Source organism: Fructilactobacillus ixorae (assembly GCF_024029915.1).
GTDB classification, from domain to species: Bacteria; Bacillota; Bacilli; order Lactobacillales; family Lactobacillaceae; genus Fructilactobacillus; species Fructilactobacillus ixorae.
In genome coordinates, this window is sequence record NZ_CP097478.1 from 809,843 (window position 1) to 830,272 (window position 20,430).

The 20,430-nt window shown below is 47.6% G+C and carries 19 protein-coding genes; all 19 read right to left on the minus strand.

Going from position 1 to position 20,430, the window contains the following annotated elements; all coding sequences use genetic code 11:
- Positions 1–14: 14 nt before the first annotated feature.
- Positions 15–581 (minus strand): nucleotide exchange factor GrpE, encoded by a 567-nt coding sequence (gene grpE, locus M8332_RS03945; RefSeq protein ID WP_252779554.1) that lies wholly within the window; start codon positions 579–581, stop codon positions 15–17.
- A 12-nt stretch (positions 582–593) separates the two neighbouring features.
- Positions 594–1,631: a heat-inducible transcriptional repressor HrcA gene (gene hrcA, locus M8332_RS03950; protein WP_252779555.1), complete on the minus strand. Its 1,038-nt coding sequence runs from the start codon at positions 1,629–1,631 to the stop codon at positions 594–596.
- A 78-nt stretch (positions 1,632–1,709) separates the two neighbouring features.
- The gene (gene ribF, locus M8332_RS03955) at positions 1,710–2,657 is read right to left on the minus strand and encodes a riboflavin biosynthesis protein RibF (protein ID WP_252779556.1); all 948 of its coding nucleotides are present in this window, start codon (positions 2,655–2,657) and stop codon (positions 1,710–1,712) included.
- Positions 2,658–2,663: 6 nt separating this feature from the next.
- Positions 2,664–3,575 (minus strand): tRNA pseudouridine(55) synthase TruB, encoded by a 912-nt coding sequence (gene truB / locus M8332_RS03960; RefSeq protein WP_252779557.1) that lies wholly within the window; start codon positions 3,573–3,575, stop codon positions 2,664–2,666.
- A gap of 66 nt (positions 3,576–3,641) precedes the next feature.
- Positions 3,642–3,992, minus strand: a complete 351-nt coding sequence (rbfA, locus tag M8332_RS03965) for a 30S ribosome-binding factor RbfA (RefSeq protein WP_252750319.1) — start codon at positions 3,990–3,992, stop codon at positions 3,642–3,644.
- An 11-nt stretch (positions 3,993–4,003) separates the two neighbouring features.
- Complete coding sequence (infB, locus tag M8332_RS03970) at positions 4,004–6,340, minus strand: translation initiation factor IF-2 (RefSeq protein ID WP_252779558.1); 2,337 nt, start codon at positions 6,338–6,340, stop codon at positions 4,004–4,006.
- 13 nt (positions 6,341–6,353) lie between these two features.
- The gene (locus M8332_RS03975) at positions 6,354–6,656 is read right to left on the minus strand and encodes a L7Ae/L30e/S12e/Gadd45 family ribosomal protein (protein WP_252750321.1); all 303 of its coding nucleotides are present in this window, start codon (positions 6,654–6,656) and stop codon (positions 6,354–6,356) included.
- Complete coding sequence (rnpM, locus tag M8332_RS03980) at positions 6,643–6,924, minus strand: RNase P modulator RnpM (protein ID WP_252780804.1); 282 nt, start codon at positions 6,922–6,924, stop codon at positions 6,643–6,645. The genes M8332_RS03975 and rnpM overlap by 14 nt, the downstream gene beginning before the upstream one ends.
- 58 nt (positions 6,925–6,982) lie before the next feature.
- Positions 6,983–8,083, minus strand: a complete 1,101-nt coding sequence (gene nusA, locus M8332_RS03985; protein WP_252779559.1) for a transcription termination factor NusA — start codon at positions 8,081–8,083, stop codon at positions 6,983–6,985.
- Between the two features lie 18 nt (positions 8,084–8,101).
- Positions 8,102–8,584: a ribosome maturation factor RimP gene (rimP, locus tag M8332_RS03990; protein WP_252779560.1), complete on the minus strand. Its 483-nt coding sequence runs from the start codon at positions 8,582–8,584 to the stop codon at positions 8,102–8,104.
- A gap of 114 nt (positions 8,585–8,698) precedes the next feature.
- Positions 8,699–13,012, minus strand: a complete 4,314-nt coding sequence (locus M8332_RS03995) for a PolC-type DNA polymerase III (protein WP_435370786.1) — start codon at positions 13,010–13,012, stop codon at positions 8,699–8,701.
- Positions 13,013–13,063: 51 nt separating this feature from the next.
- A complete protein-coding gene (locus tag M8332_RS04000) occupies positions 13,064–14,770 on the minus strand; it encodes a proline--tRNA ligase (protein WP_252779562.1) in 1,707 nt (568 codons plus the stop codon).
- 20 nt (positions 14,771–14,790) lie between these two features.
- Positions 14,791–16,068: an RIP metalloprotease RseP gene (gene rseP / locus M8332_RS04005; protein ID WP_252779563.1), complete on the minus strand. Its 1,278-nt coding sequence runs from the start codon at positions 16,066–16,068 to the stop codon at positions 14,791–14,793.
- Between the two features lie 19 nt (positions 16,069–16,087).
- A complete protein-coding gene (locus M8332_RS04010; protein WP_252779564.1) occupies positions 16,088–16,876 on the minus strand; it encodes a phosphatidate cytidylyltransferase in 789 nt (262 codons plus the stop codon).
- Positions 16,877–16,889: 13 nt separating this feature from the next.
- Positions 16,890–17,630, minus strand: coding sequence for an undecaprenyl pyrophosphate synthase (gene uppS / locus M8332_RS04015; RefSeq protein WP_252779565.1), 741 nt, complete (start codon positions 17,628–17,630; stop codon positions 16,890–16,892).
- A gap of 49 nt (positions 17,631–17,679) precedes the next feature.
- Positions 17,680–18,078: a hypothetical protein gene (locus tag M8332_RS04020; protein ID WP_252779566.1), complete on the minus strand. Its 399-nt coding sequence runs from the start codon at positions 18,076–18,078 to the stop codon at positions 17,680–17,682.
- Between the two features lie 14 nt (positions 18,079–18,092).
- Positions 18,093–18,653, minus strand: a complete 561-nt coding sequence (gene frr / locus M8332_RS04025; protein WP_252779567.1) for a ribosome recycling factor — start codon at positions 18,651–18,653, stop codon at positions 18,093–18,095.
- A 5-nt stretch (positions 18,654–18,658) separates the two neighbouring features.
- Positions 18,659–19,381 carry a UMP kinase gene (gene pyrH / locus M8332_RS04030; protein ID WP_252779568.1) on the minus strand — a complete coding sequence of 241 codons (723 nt, stop codon included), beginning with the start codon at positions 19,379–19,381 and terminating at the stop codon, positions 18,659–18,661.
- Between the two features lie 121 nt (positions 19,382–19,502).
- Positions 19,503–20,360, minus strand: a complete 858-nt coding sequence (gene tsf / locus M8332_RS04035; RefSeq protein ID WP_252780805.1) for a translation elongation factor Ts — start codon at positions 20,358–20,360, stop codon at positions 19,503–19,505.
- Positions 20,361–20,430 lie beyond the last annotated feature (70 nt).

Genomic DNA, 20,430 nt, shown 5'->3' on the forward strand with positions numbered 1-20,430 from the left:
CCTTTTATTTTTCTTTATTGTGCGACGATTACCATTGCCGGCCGAATAATTCGATCAGCTAGTCGGTAACCGGTTTGTAGCACCTGAACGACCGTATCAGCTGGATGCTCATCGCTAGCTGGGACGGTTTGCACTGCCTGGTGCACTTCAGGATCAAACTTAACTCCCACCTCATCAATCGCGTGGATGTCATTGTCGGTGAGCGCCTTTTGCAGGTGTTTAACCACCATCTCAATCCCAGTCTTTAACTGCCGCCCGCTTTCGTCGTCTACCTGCACGTTTAGTGCTCTGGTCAAGTCATCCAAAGCGGGTACAATGTCCTTAGCCAGTGCTTGTGAGCCATACTTAACCAACTCACTTTGTTCTTTTTGGTTCCGTTTTTGCATGTTTTGAAGCTCTGCTTGGGACCGTAAATAATCATTTTGGCTGTCATCCAACTGTTGCTGTAATTTATCAACTTCGGCCTGTAAAGCTTCGGTTGGCGCCGCCGCATCCGGTTGCGCTTGGTCTACTTGATTAGTAGCAGTTGGTTGGTCAGCTTGGGCTGCTTCGACAGCTGGCTGCTTTTTTTCTTTGGCCATGCTAACCCTCCTTTATTGGTCGTAGTCATGGTAATAACTACGAATTCTTGTTTGTAATTCATCACGAAACGCATCAACTAGCCCCATTACCCGGGGATAAAACATCCGGGTTGGACCAATTACCGCAATGCGACCAGTTCCATGTTCCCCAGCATCATAAGTTCCACTAATAATACTATAGTTTCGCCATAGATCGTTGGGCAATTCAAAGCCCAAGCGTACGGAAACATCCCGACCACTGGGCTGTAAAATTGTCGCCAAGTCAGCGGCGGAACTCAAAGATGAATAGAGGGGCTTCAAGTTAGCAAAGGCTTCGGCCCCCATCCCATGGAATAAATTACTCCGACCACTCACAAAGAACTGGTCATGCTGTAACTTACTAGCAACCATCATGAAGGCATCTACAATTTGCGTAAAGTCCGCCAAGGGCTGCCCACCATGGGCTACTTCATTTTCCAAGCTCCGGGTAACCACTGCTAACGGTTGATTCCGTAGGTGCTGGTTTAACCAAGCTTCCACTTTCGTACTACTACTTGGCGTCAACGCCGCTTCGGTTAGAAACGGTTGACTCTGCACTAAGCCACTTTTCATCATCATAATCGCCATAAAATTCAGGTGATTAATCTGAGTTAGACGAAACGACTCAACCACATCCTGAGATTGCAACGTGGGGGCAAAGGTTAGCGCCGTGTAATCAGTAATTTGTGATAACAAATCAGCTGACTGCTTCACGATGTCATCAATCTGTTTAACCGAATCATCTAACGTTTCCGTGATGTAGTCGCGTGCTTTCATTTCTAGTGGAATCGGTTCCGTCAGGTAATCAACATAGTAGCGATATCCTTTATAAGAGGGAACCCGTCCGGAAGAAGTGTGTACCTGTTCAATGAAATGATTGTGACTAAGCACACTCATTTCATTGCGAATGGTCGCAGAACTAACCTTAATCGGTAAATGATCGGCTAGATACTTTGAACCAACTGGTTCTCCGGTTTGTGAATATGCGTCAACGATGTGTTTCAAAATCAGATTTTGTCTCTCAGTGAGCATCTTCACCACCTCTTTTTAGCACTCTCAATCAACAAGTGCTAAGGTACATTTATACTGTACCAAGGATAACCATGCAGGTCAAGAATTACGCTCCAATTTAAAAAACTTTCTTGCTTCCTGCTCATCACGTCGTAGCTGGGTGACCAACGCTTCCGGGCCCTGGTATTTAACCTCGTTACGCGTCTTGGTTAAAAACTGAACCGCAACCTGCTTTCCATATAGATTCTGATTAAAATCGAACAAATGCACCTCTAAGGTCACCGGATTTTGATCACCAAAGGTCACGTTTTTACCAATCGAAGCCATGGCCGGATACCAGTGTTCGTTGATCTGCATCTTAACCAGGTAAACACCTAAAGCCGGCATCCGTTGTAGGTCGTCATATTGGACGTTTGCGGTCGGATAGCCGAGGGTCCGTCCCCGGGCTAACCCATGAACCACGGTTCCCGTAATTTGAAATGGACGTTGTAATAGCCGGTTCACGGTTTCAATGTGACCGGCACTAAGATTCCGCCGAATGCGGGTCGAACTGACCTTCTTCCCATCAACGGTAGTCGCTGGCACCGTCACCACCGTAAAGCGGTCCTGGGCGTAGTCAGTCAGATTATTCATGGCCGCCTCCCGCTCCCCGTAGGTATGATCAAAACCGGCGACCACTACCTGAGCCTGCATGCGAATAATAAAATTATCCACAAATTCTTGCGGGGTCTGCGCCTGAAAGGAATAGTCGTAGTTCACTTCGTAAACATAATCAACCCCTAAGGCTGCAAAGCGTTCGTACTTCGCTGTGGTTAGGGTTAGATAGCGCGCCTCGTCCCCGGTCAATTTTTGGTAAACTAGGGCGGGATGGTGATCATAAGTTAAGATTGCTAACGGTAAGTTCCGTTGCTCAGCCAGGTGCCGCGCTCTTTCGATGACCTGCTGATGTCCCTGGTGCACCCCGTCAAAAAAGCCCATTGCTAACACTACGGGAGTGGAAAACTGTACGTCAGGTGCGAGCGGATAGGTTAACTGCATAATCTGCATTAGTGATTACTCCAAACTAAACATTTTTTGTGGTTGATACTGGTGGTGCTTTTCATTGTAGTAGTATAACGCCTTATCTTCCCCATTATACCGTAAAACCACCTCTGCTTCAGTGCTGTTCAATTCACTGGGAGCGAGAAAGCCGCCGTGCTGAACTCGCTGCCACTGCTCGTTTGTCAGCTCAACCTGCGCAAAGGCCTGCAGTGCATGATCAATCGGATAAACTAGGTCCTCTAGGTGACCAGTTGCTTGAGCAGCAGCTAGGGTAGCAAAGGAAACCGTTTGTTGAATGTCAAAGCCACCGCTCGCCACCCGCGTGAGCTGGGACATGACGGCTGGAAGTCCAAATAGCCGACCGAAATCAACGGCCAGAGTGCGCACGTAGGTCCCTTTTCCGCAGTGAACCTCAAAAAAGATGGTTTGGGTGCCGGTTGCTTCGTCAACGATGGCTTCGCCAAGTTGGGTAAATTCCGTAACCTGCACGGTTCGTTGTGGACGCGTGACCGTTTCCCCCCGCCGAGCATAATCATACAAGCGGCGTCCGTTTACTTTCACCGCCGAATACATGGGTGGAATCTGGTGAATGGTTCCAACAAAGTGGTGTAACCCGTGTTTAATCTGGGCTTGCGTGAGCGGTTGAAAATGGGGTTGTTCTGCAATAATTTCTCCGTCAAGATCCTCCGTGGTTGTCGCAAAGCCAAGCGTAATTGACCCACGATAGGTCTTTCCCGATGCCATTAAGTAGTCAACCACCTTGGTCCCATTCCCAAGGCAAATCGGCAAGACCCCGTCGACACTGGGATCCAACGTCCCACTGTGCCCAACTTTTTTTTGGTGTACAATCTTACGCACCTGACTCACGCAATCAAAACTGGTGCTCCCTACCGGTTTATAGAGGGGAATAATCCCATTTACCATGTCATCACTCCTTACTAATTACTAACTACGCAAAAATGACTGAGAAAAAATTTCTCAGTCATTTTTTTATTGGCGTTTTAGGTTGTTTAGCAGCTGGTCAATTTTACTTCCGTACTCAATTGACTCATCGCGCTCAAAGTGAATTTCCGGTGTAACATAAATACTCAACCGATGTCCCAATTCACCCCGAATTAACCCCGTTGCCTTATCAAGACCCTGCTGAACCTTTTCTTGTTCAGCTGGGTCGCTAGATAAAATACTATAAAAGATCGTGGCCTGCTGTAAATCACCAGTTACTTTCACCCCCGTCACTGTAACTCCTTGAACCCGGGGATCCCGCACTCGTTTCAACAGGATATCGTCAACTTCTTTTTGAATTTCTTGTTGGAGCCGTCCAACTCGATATTGTTGTGCCATTGCTTTCCTCCTTACTTAGGAGCGACTTCTTTCATGTGGTAAGCTTCAATGACGTCACCAACCTTAATGTCATTGTAGTTAGCAATCGTCAACCCACATTCATGACCCTGTTTAACTTCTTTAACATCGTCTTTAAAGCGTTTCAAGCTCCCCAGTTCACCGTCGTACTTCACAACCCCATCGCGGACGAGCCGCACCTTACTGTCGTTGCGAACGTACCCATCACTGACCATGCCCCCAGCGATGGTTCCGACCGCCGAGGCCTTGTAAATCTGGCGCACTTCAATGCTTCCTGTAACCTCTTCGACGTAAGTAGGGTCAAGTTTCCCTTTCATCGCCGCGGTAACATCGTCAATCGCATTGTAAATTACTTGGTACAGCCGCACATCAATCTTATCCGTTTCGGCTTGGACCTTTGCCTGGGGAGTTGGCCGAACGTTAAATCCAATGATGATCGCGTTACTAGCCTTTGCTAGGGCAATATCACTTTCGTTAACCGCCCCCACGGAAGCATGAATAACGTTAACGTTAACACCTTCAACATCAATCTTCTTCAAGCTATCGGCTAACGCTTCTACTGAACCCTGCACGTCCGCTTTAATAATGACGTTAACCTGCTTCATGTCTTCTTGTTTCATGGAATCAAACAGGTTATCCAGGGTCACCCGGTTATTTTGCTTCCGCTCTTCAATCTGCGCTTCCTTGGCCCGTTCTTCTCCGGCCGCCCGCGCGGTTTTTTCGTCATTAAAGACGACAAAGCGGTCCCCAGCTTCTGGCACGGCGTTCAGCCCCGTAATTTCAACCGGAGTCGATGGCGTAGCCCCGTCTAATTCTTGCCCGGCTTCGTTCGTCATCGTCCGCACCCGACCAAAGGTATCACCAACCACAATTGGATCACCAGGATGGAGGGTTCCCTGTTGGACTAACAACGTTGCCACTGGACCCTTCCCACGGTCTAGCCGGGCTTCAACTACCGAGCCGGCTCCATTTTGCTTCGGGTTGGCCTGTAATTCCATCACATCGGCCTGTAATAAAATCATATTCAGCAGTTCATCCACGTTGGTTCCGTTTTTAGCTGAGATATCAACAAAGATGGTATCGCCACCATAATCTTCAGGAACTAACCCATAGGTCATTAATTGTTCCTTGACGTGGTTCGGGTTAGCGTTGGGACGGTCAATCTTGTTAACCGCCACGATAATGGGCGTGTTTGCTTCCTTAGCATGGTCGATTGCTTCAATGGTTTGGGGCATAACTCCGTCATCAGCAGCAACAACTAACACCGTAATGTCCGTGATGTTGGCCCCTCTGGCCCGCATTTCGGTAAAGGCAGCGTGGCCGGGCGTGTCCAAGAACGTAATTAAATGATCGTCTTGTTGTAACTGGTACGCCCCAATTGCCTGGGTAATTCCCCCGGCTTCTCCCGCCGTAATGTGCGAATGACGCAGGTAATCAAGCAGAGTCGTCTTCCCGTGGTCAACGTGACCCATAATCGTCACTACTGGGGGACGCGGTGCTTGATAACTCGTGTTATTTTCCTCTTCTTCAAAGAACTTATCGATATCAGAAACGTTGACATGTTCTTTTTCTTGGGCTTTAATCCCGTAATCTTCAGCCAGTAATTCAATGGCATCTTTATCAAGTGACTGGTTTTGGTTAACCATCATGCCCAACATAAATAACTTCTTGATGATTTCGGCTGGTTCGCGGTGCAAAATCTTTCCCAGATCCTGAGCGTTCATCCCATCTTCATAGACCAAAACTTCTGGTAACGGCCGATTTTTCCGAACCGTTGGCGCCTTTTTCTTGTGGTTTTGCCGAATCCGTTGGTTTTTCGAGTACATATTCGCAAACCGGTTGTTACGATTATTACGGCGCTTCTTCTTGTTTTTATTATTATTGCTGTTGTTGTTTCGATTTAAACTACCACCGAATTTACCAGCACCTGCTTTAGCTTTCGCCGTAGTTGTTTGCTTCCCAGCTGGTTTAGCGGTACGGGCTGGCTGCTTTGGAGTTCCCGGCTTCGACTTTCCTTGATTGATCGCTTTATCGTGATTAGCATGCGTAGGTTTGTTCGGTTTCGTTGTTGCAGCGGCCTGGTGGTGTTCGGGACGCTTACCAGTTGCTCGCGCTGGTTGGCTCTGTTTGGAAGCTGAGGCTTGCTTGTTACTCGTTGCCTGGGATTTCCCGTTTTTAGTCATTGCACCTCGTACCGTCTTTTCCTGGGCTGCATCTAACGATGACATGTGGTTTTTCACACTAATCCCATTTGCTTGTGCTACCCCCAGTACTTTTTTACTGGGAACGTTTAATTCTTTTGCTAGTTCATAGATTCTTTTTTTGGCCATGAAACCACGCTCCTTACTTGTTTATCTCATTTAATTTCCTCGCAAAGCCTTGATCTGTAATTCCAATGATTGTTCGTGGTTGTCCAATCGCCGCACTTAATTCGGCTTTGGTTAACTGGTGGTTCACGGGAACGGTATAAAAGCGACTTTTATCCAAAAAGCGCTTCGCAGTCGCTGTTCCAGCGTCACTGGCTAAGAATAAAAATTGAACTCGATGACTCCGAATTCCACTTAAAACCAGTGCCTCTCCGGTAACTATTTTACCAGCTCGCCGGGCAATTCCCAACAAATTAAGCGTTTGCTTATAATTGGTCATTTTGCATCAATTCCCGTCTAGCTTGGATGTGATCAACGTACGCAATTAGCTGGTCATAGAACGCCGGATCCAGAGTGACGGAAAAAACCTGCTCTAGCATTTTGGCATCCCGCGCCTGTTTGACTGCGTCAACATCAATCCGCACATACGCACCGCGGCCCGCCTTTTTCCCGGTTGGATCTAGGCTAACGTTCATTTCCTTATCGCGCACGATGCGGACCAAATCCTTTTTCGGAAACATTGCTCCGGAAATGACGTCCTTGCGCATCGGAATCTTTCTCTGCCTTTTCAAGTTCGCTCCACTCCTTTGCTGTGTTGTGCCGTTACTAGTCGGTTACTTCACTTTCATCGTCGCTAACCGAAGCAGGTTCAACATCTGCTTGCTCCTGATCGTTCATCTCAGACTCTGCCTTAATATCAATGCGGTAGCCAGTGAGCCGAGCTGCCAGGCGGGCATTTTGACCCCGCTTCCCGATTGCTAGCGACAACTGATCATCGGGAACGACCACGGTACAAGCTTTGTCTTCTCCGTCTTTGAAGATTACATCTACCACCTCAGCCGGATTTAAAGCGTTGGCAATGTATTGGGCCGGATCTTCATCCCACTGGACGATATCCATGTTTTCGCCTCCGAGTTCGTTCACAATGTCTTGCACGCGTTGCCCCCGGGGCCCCACCGTGGTCCCTACCGGATCAACGTTTGCTTCGTTTGATTTAACGGCTACCTTCGACCGGTCGCCGGCTTCCCGAGCAATCGACACAATTTCCACGATGCCGTCGTAAACTTCTGGCACTTCCTGTTCAAACAACCGTTTTAACAGTCCGGGAGCCGTCCGACTAACAAACACCTGGGGTCCCTTCGCGGCATCGTCAACGTTCGTAACGTAAACCTTGAGCTTATCTTGCGGCCGATAATTTTCATTCGGCATTTGATCGTTATGCCCCATGGCAGCTTCAACCCCGTCTAAGTTTAGATAGACAAACCGATTGTCCTGACGTTCCACTTCAGCAGTGACCAGTTCATCCTGATACTTGCTGTATTTGTCATACACGTTTTGGCGTTCCGCCTCTCGTACCCGTTGCATAATCACCTGTTTGGCAGTTTGAGCTGCAATTCGACCGAAGTTCTTGGGGGTTACCTTAAATTTAATTTCATCCCCCAGTTCATACCCCCGGTTAATTTGGAGGGCTTCATCTAAACTCACTTCAAGGCGGGGGTCCACCACCGTTTCAACGACCTTTTTAACGGCATAAACATTGATGTTTCCCTGTCGTTCATCAAACTCAACGTCTACGTTTTGCGCCTGGTCATAATTTCGTTTGTAAGCTGAGATTAACGCCGCTTCCAAGGCTTCAATCACAACTTCCTTTTTGACCCCTTTTTCGCGTTCTAATTCATCGAGCGCTGTCACCAGTTCTTTACTCATTGTGCTGCTTCCTCCTGTTTAAAATTTAATTGCCAAGCGGGCGGTTGAGATTAGCTTCCGCGGAATCTCGACTTCGTGATCCCGTTGCTTGTCTGTTACCTGAATGGTTAAAGTGGTTTCATTTAACTGGGTTAAAGTACCCTCATACGTCTTTTTACCATCTAATTTTTGGTAGAGCGAGAGGTGCACATATTCGTTTAACGCTTGCTGATAATCCTGCTCACGGCGAAGGGGGCGTTCGGCCCCTGGAGACGAAACCTCTAAGAAATAGGGTTCAGCAAATGGATCCGGATCGAGTTCATCCAGCTGTTCTCCTAGTTGATCGCTAACTAACACACAATCATCTAGGGTAATCCCACCCTCTTTATCAACGTAAACCCGCAGGTACCAACTGCCGCCTTCTTTGACGAATTCAATGTCATACAAATAAAAGCCCAAAGTGGATAGGATTGGTTCCACCGTTGCTGTGACTTTCGCAATAATCTCGCTTGTTTCGCTCAACTATTTCCCTCCCAAATGGTTCTAATAAAAAGAGCGAGCATCGCTGCTCACTCCCAAAAGAGTTTTCAATTACTACCATAATTGTAGCATAATCGCTAGTCGGTCGCAATGTCCTTATAAATCAAACAAGCTCAGTTGATTTTCGTCCGGAAGTCCTTTCAAAACCCCATTTTGATTCATAAATTCAATAATGGTCTTAGAGACTCCCCCCCGGTTAGCGAGATCCTCTTTGGACAGGAACGGTTTATCTTCTCGGGCAGCAACAATCTGCTTAGCCACGTTCAAACCCAATCCGGGCACGGCACTAAAGGGCGCAATTAACTGTTGCCCATCCATCAACCATTCCGAGGCATCCGAGCGCTCCAAATCAATCATTTCAAACCGAAAGCCCCGCTCTAACATTTCGTTTGCAATCTGCATCACGGTCAGCAGGTTCTTTTCCTTTGCAGAGGCTTCCGTTCCTTTGCTTTCAATCGTTTTGATCACGTTTTTCACGGCTTCCTTACCGTGTGCCATCGCTTCAACATCAAAATCAGAGGCGCGCACTGAGAAGTAAGCAGCGTAATAAACCAGCGGGAAGTATACCTTGAAATAGGCCACCCGCAGGGCCATTAACACGTAGGCCGTCGCGTGCGCCCGGGGGAACATGTACTTAATCTTAAGACAGGAGTCAATGTACCACTCGGGAACGTTGGACTCACGCATTTTGGCCTGCCATTCGTCCTTGATGCCCTTTCCCTTCCGGACCTTTTCCATGATTTGAAAGGCAGTTTCAGAATCCACCCCGTAATTAATCAAGTCGGTCATGATGTTATCCCGACACCCAATTACGTTTGAAATCGTGGCGATTCCTTCTTTAATTAATTCTTCGGCATTCCCTAACCACACGTCAGTACCGTGGGATAGTCCTGAGATTTGGAGTAAATCAGAGAAATTCTGCGGATTAGTTTCCTCGAGCATCCCCCGGACAAACCGGGTTCCAAATTCTGGAATTCCCAGCGTTCCCGTTTTGGAGAAAATTTGGTCTGCAGTTACGCCCAACACCTCTGGACTACTAAAGATTTTCATTACTCCCGCATCGTTCATTGGAATAGAATAAGGATCAATTCCGGATAAATCCTGTAACATCCGAATCATGGTTGGATCATCATGGCCCAGAATATCGAGTTTCAGGATGTTATCGTGGATGGAATGGAAATCAAAGTGGGTCGTTTTCCACGCCGCATTTTGGTCCTCTGCCGGAAACTGAATCGGGGTAAAGTCGTAGATGTCCATGTAATCGGGAACAACGATAATCCCAGCCGGGTGTTGGCCGGTCGTTCGCTTGACTCCGGTCGCACCCTGGGCTAACCGATCAATCTCCGCATTCCGGAAGTTTTTCCCCTGGTCACGTTCGTAGGCCTTCACATATCCATAGGCGGTTTTGTCAGCCACCGTTCCAATCGTACCGGCCCGAAAAACGTTCTTTTCCCCGAACAGGACCTTAGTATAGTTATGGGCAATTGCTTGATAGTCTCCCGAAAAGTTCAGATCGATATCCGGAACCTTGTTCCCCTTAAATCCCAAGAAGGTTTCAAACGGAATGTTATGCCCATCTCCCACCATGACGGCGCCACAATGCGGACACTTTTTCTCTGGTAAATCAAATCCAGAGCTGTATTCCCCCTTCGTGAAAAATTCAGAATACTGGCATTTGGGACACCGGTAGTGAGGCGGTAAGGGATTCACCTCGGTAATCCCGGTCATCGTAGCCACCAAACTGGACCCAACCGAACCCCGGGAGCCAACTAAATACCCATCCTTATTACTTTTAGCTACCAGCCGCTGCGAGATCAAGTAGATAACTGAGAAGCCGTTCCCAATGATACTCTTCAGTTCCCGCTTTAGGCGCTTTTCCACAATGTCCGGTAAAGTTTCACCATACAACTGATGCGCCTTATCCATGGTCCGACGTTCAATCTCATCCTCAGCGCCGTCCATTTTTGGTGTATACAACTTATCTTTTAAGGGATGCACGGTTTCAATTTCGTTCGCAATTTTTTGGGAATTCTCAACCACAATTTTGTGCGCCGTTGCTTCCCCTAAAAATCGGAAATCTTGCAACAATTCGTCGGTCGTCCGCAAATGCACGTCCGGCAATGCCTGCCGGTTCAACGGGTTCGCGCCTCCCTGGGAATTGATTAAAATCTTACGATAGATAAAATCATGGGGGTCTAAATAATGAACATCACCGGTCGCCACGAGGGGCAATTGAGCGTCATCCGCAACCGTCACCATGTTTTTTAAAATTGTTTGCAGTTTTCCACGGTCGCTAATCAGATGACTATCAATTAACGGCTGGTAGGCTGCTTGCGGTTGAACTTCTAAGTAGTCATAAAATTTAGCCTTGGCCAGTGCTTCCGACTGTCCCTTTTGCATCAGCGCAGTAAACACTTCGCCACTAGCACACGCTGATCCAACCAGTAGACCCTCCCGGTGCTTTTCGAGTTCACTGCGGGGAATTCGTGGAACCCGATAGTAATACTTAATGTGAGCTAAAGAGACTAATTTAAATAATTCCTTTAACCCGGCTTGCGTTTTCGTCAGTAAAATGACGTGGAACGGTCGCGCGTGCTTATACGCATCATTGTCAGTCATGTGTTCATTGAGCTGATCGTGATACTCAATTCCATACTGCTCTTTTGCATCCTTTAGAAACAAATAGTTGAGATGGCCAGTTGTTTCCGCATCGTAAATGGCCCGGTGGTGGTGTTCCAACTCCACGTTAAATCTCTTGGCTAGGGTGTTCAGCCGGTAGCTCTTGTAATTCGGGTATAAAAAGCGTGCGAGTGTTAACGTGTCAATAATCGGGTTGGCAAGCGCTGGCATTTGGTGCCGGGCATAGCCGGTATTCATGAATCCAATATCAAAGGTGACGTTATGCCCTACGATGATGGCATCGCCACAGAAGTCGCGGAAAAGCTGAAAGACTTCCGCTTCAGATTTAGAACCGGCGACCATTTCATCGGTAATGGAAGTCAGGTTCGTTGTTTCTTCTGATAAGTGAAACCCGGGATCGATGAACTCTTCGAATTCCGCAATCACATTATTCCCCTGCATCTTAACCGCTGACAGTTCAATCACACGGTCATAAATCGCTGACAGTCCGGTGGTTTCCGTATCAAACACCACGTAGGTTGCATCCTTTAACCGCACGTGCTGGTCATTAAACCCGATTGGTTCTCCATCATCAACTACGTTCGCTTCCATTCCATAGATCATCTTAACGTCATTTTGCTGCCCAGCTTGGTAGGCTTCCGGAAAGGCTTGCACGTTGTCGTGATCCGTGACAGCGAGGGCTGGTTGCCCCCACTGTTTAACCCGTTTGACGTAGTCTGAAATTGAATTGGTTGCATCCATTTGACTCATGTTCGAATGCAAATGCAATTCCACCCGCTTTTCATCAGCATGGGCGAGATCGGAGCGGGTTTCGTGTTCAACGGGCATCAAATCGTAGGCATTCATCACCAACTCGTGTGAATAGTTATCCTCTTGAATACTCCCGCGTACCTTTAACCAACTACCGGCTGCGAGGTTAGCAAATTGGGCCGCTTCTTCATCATTTTTCGAGAATTTTTTCACGGTTAACGACGAACTGTAATCGGTAATTTCGAGAATTAACAACTGCCGCCCGGAACGCAGGGCGCGAACTTCCTTATTAAACACGTACCCGTTAATCACAACGGACCGTTCCTCTTCTGTAATATCGACCATCTGGGTAACTTCACTGCTATCCGCGATCTTGCGACCAATTTGTTGCGAACCAGTGTGCTGCGTTGCTTCCTTGTGCGCGTTGCTCTTTTCCATGGCCGCCCGGGCCTGTTGAGCCAGTTTTTCGTCCCGTTCCTGTTTCTCGGCTTTCAGTTCGGCAATTTTAGCCTGGGAGGCCGACTCATCAACCATAGTATTAATGGTGAATTGGGGAAAGCCCACCTGTTGATAGGTCGCTTCAATCGGTCCCAGTGCCTTATTCGTCATGTAATCCTTGGCAATTTCATTGACCGCCAAAAAATTAACCCGGCCGTCATCCACCGTCGGAACATGGTTATTTAACAGTTCCTGGGTTAAATTGGAGTGTAGCCCCGCGTGTCGTACGACCCACTCCCAGTAGTCACCAAGTTCGCGGTTGGGCACCGTCGTTTGATCCGTATTGATCGTAACATCCACCTGTGCAATTTCTTGAAAGGCTTGCTGCAAGCTGGTTAGCAATTTTTGAAACTGCCCAAAGGGGAGAATTCGTTCCAAGTGAAACGTAAATTCCCACCGGTTAGACTGTTGGTGCACAGTAACTGCTGTAATCTGCCCGTGGTTAAATTCAGCGCGTTCAGAATCCGACCAACCAATTTGATCCAGTAACTTTTGCAAACGTTCTTCTTTGGTTAGTGACACTGGTATCCTCCTCATTTGCACAAAAAAGACCAGTCTCGTCTGGTCTTTTGGTTACATCTCTTTAGCTAAAATAGTAATGGTATTTTGTAAATCATCAACTTTGGTTTCAACGGTTTCACCGGTTTTGCGAATCTTCACTTCGACGATGCCTTCATCAGCCTTTTTCCCAATCGTCACTCGAACTGGGATTCCAATCAAATCGGCATCGGCAAATTTAACTCCGGCCCGTTCTTTGCGGTCATCAACGAGCACATCATACCCGGCTGCTTCGAGCACCTGGGTAATTTGTGTCGCTAGTTCGACCTGCTCTGCTTTCTTCACGTTCGTTGGAATCACATGCACATCAAACGGCGCGATGGCAGTTGGCCATACCAACCCGTTTTCATCTGCTTGCTGTTCGGCAACCGCTGATAGTAACCGGCTCACCCCAATGCCATAGCAACCCATGATCATTGGTTGTTGCCGGCCATTTTCATCTAAAATGTCAGCCCCCAATACTTTGGAGTAGCGGGTTCCGAGTTTGAAAATGTGGCCAATTTCAATCCCCTTGGTAAATTGCAATTCACCACTTCCATCTGGAGAAATGTCTCCTTCTCGGACGGTCCGTACGTCTACGTACTCAAGGTCAGGTAGATCCCGAGTGGGGTTAAAGCCCTGGTAGTGGTGATCAGTTTGGTTCGCCCCCACCACGGCATTCACGAGGGGTTGCACGTATTCATCCGCCACCACCTTCGTTCCCACTGGCAACTCAAATGGTCCCACGGAACCCGGCTGAACGTGGAAGTTCGTTACCACTTGGTCGGGGGTTGCTAGCTCAAGGGTGTCCGCCGCGAGGACATGTTTGAGTTTCGCTTCATTGACGACCTGATCACCCCGCAGTAAAACGACCACCAGCTGTCCATCCGCCACGTAGAGGAGGCTTTTTACAACTTGGTCTGGTTGCACATCGAAAAACTTTGTGACTTGCGTAATCGTCTTTACGTCCGGCGTTGCAACCAACTCTAAGGGTTCCATCTCCGCATGAGACTTTTGGGGCACAAATAAGTTAGTGGCCATTTCTAGGTTAGCGGCATACTCACTGTCATCAGAATAGACAATTGTATCCTCTCCAACCGCAGCGGGGGCGGAAAATTCCATGGAATCAGAGCCCCCCATACTACCACTATCGCCAATGATACCTCGGTAGTTCAGACCAATTTGGTTGAAAATGGCTTCAAAGGCCGTCCGCATTTCTTTATAGATTTGATCTAGGTCTGCATCATCAGCTGAAAATGAATAGGCATCCAACATAATGAATTCGCGACTTCGTAAGAGTCCATAACGGGGCCGATCTTCATCGCGAAATTTACTTTGAATCTGATATAAATTTAACGGTAACTTCTTGTAGGATTTCACCGAAGCCTTGATTAACTCTGTAAAGGTTTCTTCGTGCGTTGGGCCCAGGATGAATTCGGTATCATGGCGGTTCTGCAACTTAAAAAGTTCGTCTCCATAAGTTTCATACCGCCCCGAATCCCGCCAAAATTTAGCGGGAATGATTTCTGGAACGAGCATTTCACAGGCAGCCGCCGCATCCATGTGCCGCTTAATGATCCGTTCGATTTTTTCTAACACCCGATACGCCAATGGTAGGTAGGCATACGTTCCAGCCGAGACCTGTTGAATATATCCGGCCCGCAGTAGCATCCGGTGACTTAGGGCTTCCGCGCCCGTTGGATCCTGTTTTTGGGTGGGGATTAACATTCTTGATTGTTTCATTTAGTTCATCACTCCTACTATTAACGAATAAAGTACCGCATTATATCATTCCAAGTTACTAAAATCATTAAAATTGCTAGGCAGGCAAACCCCACTAGCGTAATTGCTGTTTCGACGTTTTCTGACAGAGGTTTCCGTCTGATCAACTCAATCAAATTAAGCAAAATTTTTCCCCCGTCAAGGGCCGGGATCGGAATCAAGTTCACCACTGCTAAGTTAATCGAAAGCCAGGCCAACAATGAAACCACCCCAACCAAGCCATAGGTTGTGGCCTGGGAGGTGCTAGCATAAATCGCCACTGGTCCACCGAGGTCATTGAGCGAGAAGTGCCCAGCAACCATCCGCCATAACGCGGCGCCTAGTTGCTTAGTACTCTGCCAAGTTTGGCTAAAGCCCGACGTCAACTTAGCAGTGAAACTGGAATCTACGGACTTCGTTACGCCAATCAACCCAACCGTTCGTTTCTGGACCGTTTGACTCGTCGTTTTCAGGTTCACTTGGCGCTTACGACCGTGGTCAACCACCGTCAAGCGAATGCGTTGGTTCGGCTTGGCACTCACCCGTTCGGCCACCGCATTAAAGGTGGGAGTGGAATGCCCATCAACAGCGATAATCCGATCTCCACTTTGTAAACCGGCTTGGCGCGCCACACTCGGTTGGTGCGCGGGTAACTGAATTTGATTTGAATTTTGGGGGACGCCTCCCTGTAAAAAGGAAAGCAGCGTAAAGGCCACAATGGCCAGCAAGATATTATTAACAATCCCAGCGGCATTCACCATTAGTTTCTTGCTAACGGGTGCATTTTGAAACTGTACGTCAGCCGGGGCAATCTGCAACTCGATGCCCTCCCGGTTAACAATCACCGCGTCGTGATTAACGCTAAAGTGCTTTAACTCACTCTCATCGCCATTTTCGTATCCCGTAATTTCAAGGTCATGGACCAAATCCGCATTAGTTACTTGGACTGGGATGCCCTGAAACAAATTACTTTTATCACTTAGATCAATCTTTGTAACTTGTTGTTGGTGGTTCAGTTGTAACTTGACCGTGGTGCCTTGTTTCAAATCATCATCGTCATCATCACCACTACCCGCTAACCGGACGTAACCCCCAAGAGGAAGTAAGCGAATGGTATAGGTCGTGTGATTCTTTCGGTAGAACAAGAGCTTCGGTCCCATTCCAATCGAAAACTCACGCACCATGATTCCAGCGCGTTTCGCTACAATAAAATGCCCAAACTCGTGGACAAAGACCAAAATTCCAAAAACAAGAATAAAACTAATAATCGTGGTTACCAAAGAACCACCTCCCTTTCACCTAAACGATTCCTAAGAGATGGAGAACCGGTAAAACAAACAAAAGACTGTCAAACCGATCAAGAATGCCACCATGTCCTGGTAAAATTTTTCCGGAGTCCTTTACCCCATAGTACCGTTTCAAAGCTGATTCAACTAAATCACCCAGTTGTCCTGCTACCGATAGAATGACAGTTAACCCAATTATGGGGATTAACCCTGCGGGACTAATGGGGAAGAAGCTCACGTAGAGCGAACAAACAACCGTCGCAATCACCACTCCACCAACGGAGCCTTCCCAGGTTTTGTTTGGCGAAACGTACTTAGCCAGCTGATGCTTGCCCAAGTATTTTCCCACAAAGTACGCTCCGGTATCGGTACACCACACAATTAACAACGCGTAAAAGAGGACCGCCAATCCATCATGACGAGCAACGACAAAATAATGGAAGCCAAATCCGATGTAAAGTATTGCGAGGGTGTAAACCCCGGCATCATCAAAGTTAAAACTCTTGTGAAAGAAGACGGTACATAGGAGTAATAACAAGACGAGCCCGTAAAAGGCAACACTCGGCGTCAGGTGGGTTGGTAATAGACCCGTCGCTAGGTTCGGTAACACCAGCGCTGCTACTCCGATAAACGCAATCAGTGCTTCCACCGAAATAATGATCTGTTTCTTCATAATGAAAATTTCTGCCATTGCTACCAATGCCAAGGCAACTGCAGCAAGTTCAATCAACCAACCTCCCATTAAAATAATGGGAATAAAGATTGCGAGGGCTACGATTGCCGTAATAATTCTTTGTTTCATCTCAGTTATTCTCCTACTTATTGTTCAGCCCACCAAAGCGACGGTGGCGCTGTTGAAATGCCATGATTTCAGCCCGAAAATCAGCTGGCGTAAAATCTGGCCAGAGTTTATCCGTAAAGGCTAGCTCGCTGTAGGCTAGCTGCCACAGTAAAAAATTCGAGAGCCGTTCTTCACCACTCGTTCGAATCAACAACTCTGGATCAGCCTCGTTCCCTAAAAAGGCGGTGTTCAAATGCTCACTGAGCACTTGTTCATCAATCACTGCCGGATCAAGGTCGCCGGCCTGCACTTCAGTTGCAATTCGTTGGGCAGCCGTCGTGATTTCAGCCCGAGACCCATAATTAAGGGCAAAGTTGAGAATCATCCCGTCACACGTTGCCGTATCCAGCTGGGCCTGTTTTACCGCCCGCTGTGTTTCTGCCGGAAGTTGCGAACTGTCACCAATGGTGCGAACTTGCACGTTATTGGCAATCAGGTTCGGAACAAACTTATTAAAAAACCGGCTGGGTAAACTCATTAAGTATTTAACCTCGGTTGTAGGGCGCTTCCAGTTTTCGGTCGAGAAGGCATACAAAGTTAACACCCGCACCCCCAAATCACTCGCAGCCATGGTAATGTCTTCAACGACATTCATCCCACGTTTATGTCCAGCAATTCGCGGTAAATGGCGGCGTTGCGCCCACCGGCCGTTCCCGTCCATGATGATCGCCACGTGTTTGGGAACGCGCTCGCGATCTACTTCATTCGTTTCCATTAATTGACCTCACTCCATAAAGTAAAGAAAGGATGAGCACCCTCACCCTTTACTTAATTAATTTCCATTCGCCTAGTCCGGCCGTTAACAGCCGTTCAAAGTACTGGAGTAACTCGTTGGCAACTTGCGGATCCCGGAACCCCAGTTGGTTTAAGCCCTGACCCGTAGTCTCTGGCTCGGTTAAATCCGTCACTTCATTGTCGTTTTCAATCGTAGCTTGTGAAAAGCCAAGGACCCAATCCTCACCGACTAGTTGGGCGCCCACCAAAAATAAATTAAACTCCGGTTGCAACAAAACTGGTAATACGTAGACCCCCGGTTGAATCTCAGTTAGTGGTTCGTCCTTAAACTTAAACGCCGTTTGATTAGCAGCCGTAATCGGCCCTGCTAATTTAAACACCATTTTATCAAACTCTGGCGTGCCCGGCGTAATGTCTTGCTCTGCCATTATAATCCCGCTCCTTAGTCGTTTAAAATCGAAGCTTGTTTGTCTTTTACAATCTGGTCAATCCCCTTAATCGCCGCATCAGTTAATTTTTGAATTTGATCTTCAACTTGGTGAGCCTCATCATCATTAATTTCATCTGCCTTATTGGCTTGTTTAATGGCATCCATGCTTTCCCGGCGCACGTTCCGAACTGCCACCTTACTCTGTTCTCCCGTTGCCTTGGCTTTTTTGGCAATTTCTTGGCGCCGCTCTTCTGTTAGTTGCGGAATCTGAATCCGGATGTTATCCCCATCGTTCATTGGATTTAAGCCCAAATCAGCTTCTAAAATTCCCTTTTCAATGTTTTCAAGGGCGGTTTTATCGTAGGGGGTGACCATAATCATCCGGGGTTCCGGAACAGAAACAGACGCCACCTGAACCAAGGGTGTCTGGGCGCCGTAGTAGTCCACCACGACCGGTTTCAAAATACTAGCGTTGGCGCGCCCAGCTCGCATTTGCCCGAGCTCACTTTCTAACACTGATTGCGCCTTGTCCATTTTACGTTTTGTTTCTTGCGTCAGTTCTTTAGTATTCATCGTGTTTATTTTCCTTCCACAATTGTTCCAATGTTTTGGCCTTCAACGACTCGTTTAATGTTCCCTGGTTCGTTTAAATTGAACACTACCAACGGGATGTTATTGTCCATCGAAAGTGAACTGGCCGTTGAATCCATCACCTGCAGGCCCTTGCTCAAAATTTCCATTTGCGTTAACTTCGCAAACTTTTCGGCACTCGGAGTGGTGTTGGGGTCAGCTGAATAAATCCCGTCTACCCCATTCTTAGCCATTAAAATGGCATCGGCATCAATTTCCGCCGCTCGTAACACCGCCGTCGTATCGGTCGAAAAGTACGGATTCCCGGTTCCTCCAGAGAAAATTACGACCCGCCCCTTTTCCAAATGACGGACTGCTTTTCGGCGAATGTATGGTTCGGCAATTTGGCGCATTTCAATCGACGTTTGCAACCGGGTTGGCACCCCAGCTGATTCCAGGTTATCCTGCAAAGCAAGGCCGTTCATGATGGTGGACAACATACCGATGTAATCCGCTTGGGCACGTTCCATCCCCATTTCGGCGCCGGCTTCGCCACGCCACATGTTCCCGCCACCAACAACAATTGCAATTTGAATGCCTTGGTTGTAGACATCACGAATTTCTTCGGCAATTTTTTTGATTACGGGTGGATTAATTCCAAAACCTTTCGAACCAGCTAACGCCTCTCCGCTTAGTTTTAAAACAATCCGTTTATATTTCACATCAGCCATTAAATTTCCCCCTGAAAGCATTAATTGTTACGTTAATTTTAGCATAAATGACCCGCTAACAACAGGCTCATTCAGCGCAGAAAAAAAGACCAGCAACGAATTGCTAGTCCTTTCTAATCAATTATTCAGTTGCGCCTTCACTAACTTCTTCGATTCCTTCACCAACTTGGTAACGAACGAAAGCAGCTAACTTACCATCGTTGGCTTCCACGTATTGAGCCACCGTTTGGTCTTGATCCTTCACGAATGGTTGGTCGGCTAAACAAATGCCAGCCAAGAACTTGTGCAAGCGACCGGCAACCATCTTTTCGACAATGCTTTCAGGCTTACCTTCATTAAGGGCTTCCTTCTTCAACACTTCCTGTTCGTGATCCAACCGGTCAGCCGAAATGTCAGCTTGAGTTAAGAACTCAGGGTTTTCAGCCGCCACGTGCATGGAAACGTCCTTTGCTACCGTTTCGTTTGCACCGTCAATCTTTACGAGCACGCCAATTTCTCCACCGTTGTGTAGGTACTTCCCAAAGGTTTGGTCAGCCGTTTTCGTCATGGTAGCAAAGCGCCGGAGGGTAATCTTTTCCCCCGTAATTTGGCTCGTGTGAATGATGGCATCTTCAACCGTGTCATTTCCTAATGATAACTTTAAAGCTGCGGCAACATCAGCTGGTTGTTCTAAAGCAATTACACTTGCAACGGCATCCACGAGGTTTTTGAAGTCGTCGTTAGCAGCCACAAAGTCAGTTTCCGAGTTGATTTCAACGATCGCAGCCTGGTCCCCATCAATGGCAACTTGCGTTAATCCATTTGCAGCCGTGTTGCCACTCTTCTTCTGGGCTTTGGCAACTCCTTTTTCCCGTAAAATTTCAATTGCCTTTTGTTCGTCACCGTCGGCTTCAACAAGCGCCTTCTTTGCATCCATCATTCCGGCACTGGTCTTGTCACGTAAATCTTTGACTTGCTTAGCAGTAATATCAGCCATAATCCGATTCTCCTTCTTATTTAGTGGTTAAAAAAGCTGACCCTTCTAGGCCGAAGTGGTCTAAGCAGAGTCA

Coding starts and splice junctions, on each gene's coding strand:
- grpE (WP_252779554.1), bottom strand. CDS start 581: ATGGCCAAAGAAAAAAAGCAGCCAGCTGTCGAAGCAGCCCAAGCTGAC.
- hrcA (WP_252779555.1), bottom strand. CDS start 1,631: ATGCTCACTGAGAGACAAAATCTGATTTTGAAACACATCGTTGACGCA.
- ribF (WP_252779556.1), bottom strand. CDS start 2,657: ATGCAGATTATGCAGTTAACCTATCCGCTCGCACCTGACGTACAGTTT.
- truB (WP_252779557.1), bottom strand. CDS start 3,575: ATGGTAAATGGGATTATTCCCCTCTATAAACCGGTAGGGAGCACCAGT.
- rbfA (WP_252750319.1), bottom strand. CDS start 3,992: ATGGCACAACAATATCGAGTTGGACGGCTCCAACAAGAAATTCAAAAA.
- infB (WP_252779558.1), bottom strand. CDS start 6,340: ATGGCCAAAAAAAGAATCTATGAACTAGCAAAAGAATTAAACGTTCCC.
- M8332_RS03975 (WP_252750321.1), bottom strand. CDS start 6,656: ATGACCAATTATAAGCAAACGCTTAATTTGTTGGGAATTGCCCGGCGA.
- rnpM (WP_252780804.1), bottom strand. CDS start 6,924: ATGCGCAAGGACGTCATTTCCGGAGCAATGTTTCCGAAAAAGGATTTG.
- nusA (WP_252779559.1), bottom strand. CDS start 8,083: ATGAGTAAAGAACTGGTGACAGCGCTCGATGAATTAGAACGCGAAAAA.
- M8332_RS04000 (WP_252779562.1), bottom strand. CDS start 14,770: ATGAAACAATCAAGAATGTTAATCCCCACCCAAAAACAGGATCCAACG.
- M8332_RS04010 (WP_252779564.1), bottom strand. CDS start 16,876: ATGAAACAAAGAATTATTACGGCAATCGTAGCCCTCGCAATCTTTATT.
- uppS (WP_252779565.1), bottom strand. CDS start 17,630: ATGGAAACGAATGAAGTAGATCGCGAGCGCGTTCCCAAACACGTGGCG.
- M8332_RS04020 (WP_252779566.1), bottom strand. CDS start 18,078: ATGGCAGAGCAAGACATTACGCCGGGCACGCCAGAGTTTGATAAAATG.
- frr (WP_252779567.1), bottom strand. CDS start 18,653: ATGAATACTAAAGAACTGACGCAAGAAACAAAACGTAAAATGGACAAG.
- pyrH (WP_252779568.1), bottom strand. CDS start 19,381: ATGGCTGATGTGAAATATAAACGGATTGTTTTAAAACTAAGCGGAGAG.